Raw genomic sequence first — 4,526 nt, 5'->3', positions numbered from 1 at the left:
TTGGGGCGTTAGGGAATGGCAAACAGGTAGAACTTCATTCCCGCCAGACGCAATATAGATGGATATCAGGCTCCAATCTTAACAGCTCGGAACATCTCCCTGAAATTCGAACACATCCCCGGGCGACGTCAGCATGACATGTCTCCTATTTCGGGGAATTACCGGGGATAATGGAATTAACTGAGTGGAAACAGACCGCTTCGCAACGCCTGCAATGCGGAGCTGAGTTTCGGAATAACTCTTCCTTGAATGGCTACCAGTATCGACAAAGGTTGCCGTGTTTGCCGTTTTTTGCGGGCCCTGGCGCGGGCACTGCCGTTTGCCATAATAGAGCCATGCTTTGGGGCTTCAGAGCGTCTTCAGATATTCAAGGAGAGCGGCGCGCGCCTGATCATTTAACGCGTCACTGTAGGTATGACCGGCGTTTCCATACCCTCTCAGTGTTGTGTCATAGATTTGGCGCCGTGCCTCTGGGTCTTTCTCCGCCCCCTGCCCCAAATTCAGCGCCTCATGCTCCCACCCCAAGATGTCCGGATCATAACGACGGGGATCGGTTTGGTGCCGCCAGTACTTGGGCCTTAGATCGCTAAACAGCAGCGCGGCCATGCTCGGCACGGAGCCGTTGTGCAGATACGGAGCCGTTGCCCAGACCCCATCAAGTGGGGGCGCAATATAGCCGGGTGCCGGCGCGGTGCTATGGATATCACCATAGGGAGAGCGCGCCACCCAGTCGAAGAACCTATCCCTTGAGCCATCTGTCGCGTCGCTGGCATAGGCGGCATCGGTCCCGACCTCGTCGACGGGATATACCCTGTTGGGAAAGGTTTCCTCCTCGCCATAACTGCCGTGGCAGGCGCTGCATTCGCGAACAAAGATGCCTTCGCCCTCTGCAGCGAGGCCCGTGTCAATCGCAAACGGAAACTCCGGGGCCTCGAGTGACACGATGTAGGCCCGAATATCCGCCGCATAGGAATCGATCTCGGCAACTTCCTTTGTCCCGTCGATACACAGCATCGATGCGAGAAGCATGAACCGCGCATGGTCGCCTCTGCCGACGGTGGTGTAGAACATCGCGTTCTTCTTGCTCATACCCCACCATGGGGGCACGCTGATCGGGAGTGGGTCCACTGGGGGCGGGTCGATCAGGGGTATCTGAGACCATGCGAGCGTTTCTGGGTCCAGATGCGCCATCAATGCCCAGGTAAGGTTCGGCGCAGGGTTCACGCCTACGGTCTTCGTCTGAACGTAGGGGGCTATGCTGTCGATGCGGTCGGCCCAGTGCTGCCACGCCTTCGTCTCTGCCTTTCCCTGCACATAGTTCCCAGCCTGCAGCACCAGCCGGCTCGGGTCCTGGGTGAAGTCCCCAAACGCATTGCCAAGCCCCAGGATCAGCTCGCCGTTGATCCGGTCTGCATGGCACGTCAGGCAATTGTTCGAGACAATCTCGACCCCGTCTTCGTTCACATGGGAGGTGAGTGCAAAAGGCAATTCTGCATTTCGGCCTTCGCGTCCGGTAACCAGTGCGTCCGGTTCTGTCTGCCGATTAAGCCGCCGATACGCGCCATATGGAATGCCGCAACTCACATAGGGGGCGTTCAGGAGCGCGTGGCGGCCCGCATCAGGAGCTCCATCGCGTTGTGGCGCGGCGGGCACCGGCCCAGTCGGGGAGCGGTACTGGTCCGCGTCGATTGCCGTGTTCGGGGCCTCTCGCCAACTGACCAGCCAGACGGCGCCCGCAAATGCCAGGACGGCCACCACGATCAAGCTGACAAGGGTCGACATCCGGGTCATGGCGCTGAGTAACCCGTCAGTTGCAACGTCCCAACACCCGACACAACCGTGTTCGCGCGACGGCCACTGCTCTGAACCATCCCGCTCCAGACCGGAACCGCAGTGTCGAATGCCTGCGCGTCAGCCAGGGGCACTATTGTAATGTCGAGGTTCGGGCCGAGAAGCCGCCATTCGACCGGATATTCTGCACCCGTTACCGGGTCTCGCCACGTCCTGGAGGATGTCATCTGCAGGCTCTTCTCGTCCAGAAGCGACGCCGTTCCATCGGGCGAAACGACGAAGCCGCTCACGACGGGTGCTCCTGCGCCATCGATACGTCGTGTGCGGATCACCGACAGGTCGGTCCCGTCGCCTAGCTGAAGCTGCAGGCGATCCGAGGCCACCGGGCGCATGCCGGGCAGCGGAAGCTCTCCCCAGACGTGATCAAACCATGCCGACCCGGTGACGGTCTCTTCGCCCAGGCCCTGATCTATGGTGCCTTCCACCGCGAGCCGCGTCATCGAATATCCCACAAAGGGGGCGCCGGCATCGTCAGGGGTTAGGGCGAGGGTTGGCTTTTCCGGCCGCATGACGAGATCGACGACGGCCTTGTCCAGCACCGTGGCGTAGAGCGTCATGTACGACCCGGACTCATCGCTGTCGAAGCGGAGAAACCAGTTGTCGAGGCGAAGCTCCTGGGCGCTTGGATCATACCCTCCAAGGCCGCGCGTGCCACGCCCAAAACGCTCCTCGCCAAAAGCATGCTCTACGAAAGTATTGAAAATGGCGACGTGTCCTCGGTTGATTTCGCGGACGTCCCAGATGGATGTCGGCGGCGGTGCGTCGCCAGATATGATGCCAAGCCGGAGAAAGGAGAATTGAAACCCCAGTTCTTTGCCGTCCTCATTCCTCAGATGGGTCGCGACATGCCAGCTTTCTGTTCGGGAATTGGTGTGGTGCCCATGGTCCTTGGGGAGGTCTAACTTCCAACTCGGCGACGGCCCTTGGAAGCCGTCACTCGACACCTCCATGAGGGCTGACAACAAGTTAGCTTCGTCGGCATTGCTCGATGAAGTTCTCTCCACTTCGGACGGCGGCAGTGCCCAGTAGAGTGCACCGGCGACCGCGAGCACGAGTGCGAGTGCCAAAAGAATGATGTTTCTTGAAATAGGCCGCCTCCAGAAGCTTGTCCTACTGGGAAGACTAGTCTCTGTGACCCGAATGTGAAGAGGCGGGCGAGCCAATAGGCTGCGAAATGTTTGAGTGGCGAGGATGGGACCGGTTCTCAGGTTCGCGACTGAGGCGGAGTCAGGGCTCCCCTATCCGCTCGGCGACCAGTTCCTGCAAGCGCCAGAGACCCTGATCATGCATACCGCGCGCCTCAAGCTGAGTAACCGTGTTCAGGAGATAATCGGCGCCAGTTCCCAGATGGCCGCAGCTTTGCGCCAGAACATCGGCAACCTCTTCAGGTGTAAGATCACCGGCATATTTTGGCGACCCGCTGTTCATCACGAAAACCTGCGCCGACACTGGCCCCGAATCCGTCTCTACCGTCAGCCAGCGTGGAATGTTTGTGATCGGCTTAACTGTGAACTCGCGTCGGAACAGCTGGTTGAACTGTGTCTCCAGGTCCGTGTCAGGCAATTCAAACAAGACGCCCTGACATTCGCCACCGCGGTCAAGCGACATCATAAGCCCTGGATATTCCGGCGATCCGCAAAATCGCCATTGGCGGAGACAGAACGAACGGCGCCAGTCCCGCAGAATACCGCCCTGCTCCCCGCGATGCTCGATCTCTGGCCTCCAGATCAAGGAACCGTATGCAAATAACTCAGTCGGTTTATCCGGTGCCGGGTGCGAAGCCAGAACGCGGCCCACCCAGTCCGCGTAGTCTTCGTCTGTCTGGGGCTGCAAACCTGGTGGCTGCCCGCGGTCCTCAATTTCCCGATGAACCCGCGCAACATGCGCAGGTGTCAGCGATAACACTCTAGTGCCGTGTTCCATTGATTTTCCTTATCTCTCGCCGTGAGCTTGCGTCGACGAACCAGAAACTGAACGAAACTTTGGGGCTCGCGCGGGGCTCCAAGCCAGCGCCTCCTTGAGAGGCCGCAGTGTGGGTAATTATAGCGGGAAGCCGGGCTTGATGCTTTGGCGTTCTTTACTGACACTCTCTTCGCCGAACTCCTTCCATCGGACGCTGTAGCTCCATATTCCGAGCCCGGCGGCTATATCAACGTCATGGACGATGATGACAACGGACGTGTGCGCGATAACTACGGCGTTAATTATGATCGCCTTGTCGAGCTAAAGCGCCGTTACGACCCCGACAACTTTTTTCGGATTAACCAAAACATCGCTCCGTGAAAGAATGGTCGAGTGACCTGATAAACCTGCCTCCAAAGGTGCCTTGCCGTGACCTTGGAGGCAGAGTGTCTCTCCCCCTCGCTTTTCGACCGATTTCGTAATGTTCAAATTCTCTGGGGACTGCGGCGACAAGAGGCCATGGCTCACACGTCCTCTTTCCAAAGAATTAAAGTCTTGCGTGACCGGCTCATGCCACCGGATGACGCGATAATTAAAACAGAGCAATCTACAAAAAGTCGCCCTGACAGTTATTATGTGAAAGCGAATTCAGCTCGCCAACAGCCAGCTCAAAGCTGACCGCAAATGGGCTCCAAAGAAAACGTGACCAAAACCGATACTCAAAGTGAGCCTTCGACCGTTTGGGTCAGGTAATCAAGCGGCTCGATTTTTTT

Annotated in this window: 4 protein-coding genes; 1 reads left to right on the top strand and 3 read right to left on the bottom strand. The window is 58.2% G+C overall.

Going from position 1 to position 4,526, the window contains the following annotated elements; all coding sequences use genetic code 11:
• Positions 1-348 precede the first annotated feature (348 nt).
• From AC221Y_RS20590 to AC221Y_RS20580, 3 genes are all read right to left on the bottom strand, one after another.
• Positions 349-1,791: a c-type cytochrome gene (locus AC221Y_RS20590; RefSeq protein WP_486708244.1), complete on the bottom strand. Its 1,443-nt coding sequence runs from the start codon at positions 1,789-1,791 to the stop codon at positions 349-351.
• Complete coding sequence (locus AC221Y_RS20585; protein ID WP_486708243.1) at positions 1,788-2,918, bottom strand: lipocalin-like domain-containing protein; 1,131 nt, start codon at positions 2,916-2,918, stop codon at positions 1,788-1,790. The genes AC221Y_RS20590 and AC221Y_RS20585 overlap by 4 nt, the downstream gene beginning before the upstream one ends.
• Positions 2,919-3,078: 160 nt before the next feature.
• A complete protein-coding gene (locus AC221Y_RS20580) occupies positions 3,079-3,774 on the bottom strand; it encodes a gamma-glutamylcyclotransferase (RefSeq protein WP_486708242.1) in 696 nt (231 codons plus the stop codon).
• Positions 3,775-3,918: 144 nt separating this feature from the next.
• Between AC221Y_RS20580 and AC221Y_RS20575 the strand changes: the two genes are divergently transcribed.
• Positions 3,919-4,134 (top strand): BBE domain-containing protein, encoded by a 216-nt coding sequence (locus AC221Y_RS20575; RefSeq protein ID WP_486708241.1) that lies wholly within the window; start codon positions 3,919-3,921, stop codon positions 4,132-4,134.
• Positions 4,135-4,526 lie beyond the last annotated feature (392 nt).

This window comes from Boseongicola sp. (assembly GCF_057460485.1).
This window is presented reverse-complemented; position numbering and strand designations above follow the sequence as displayed.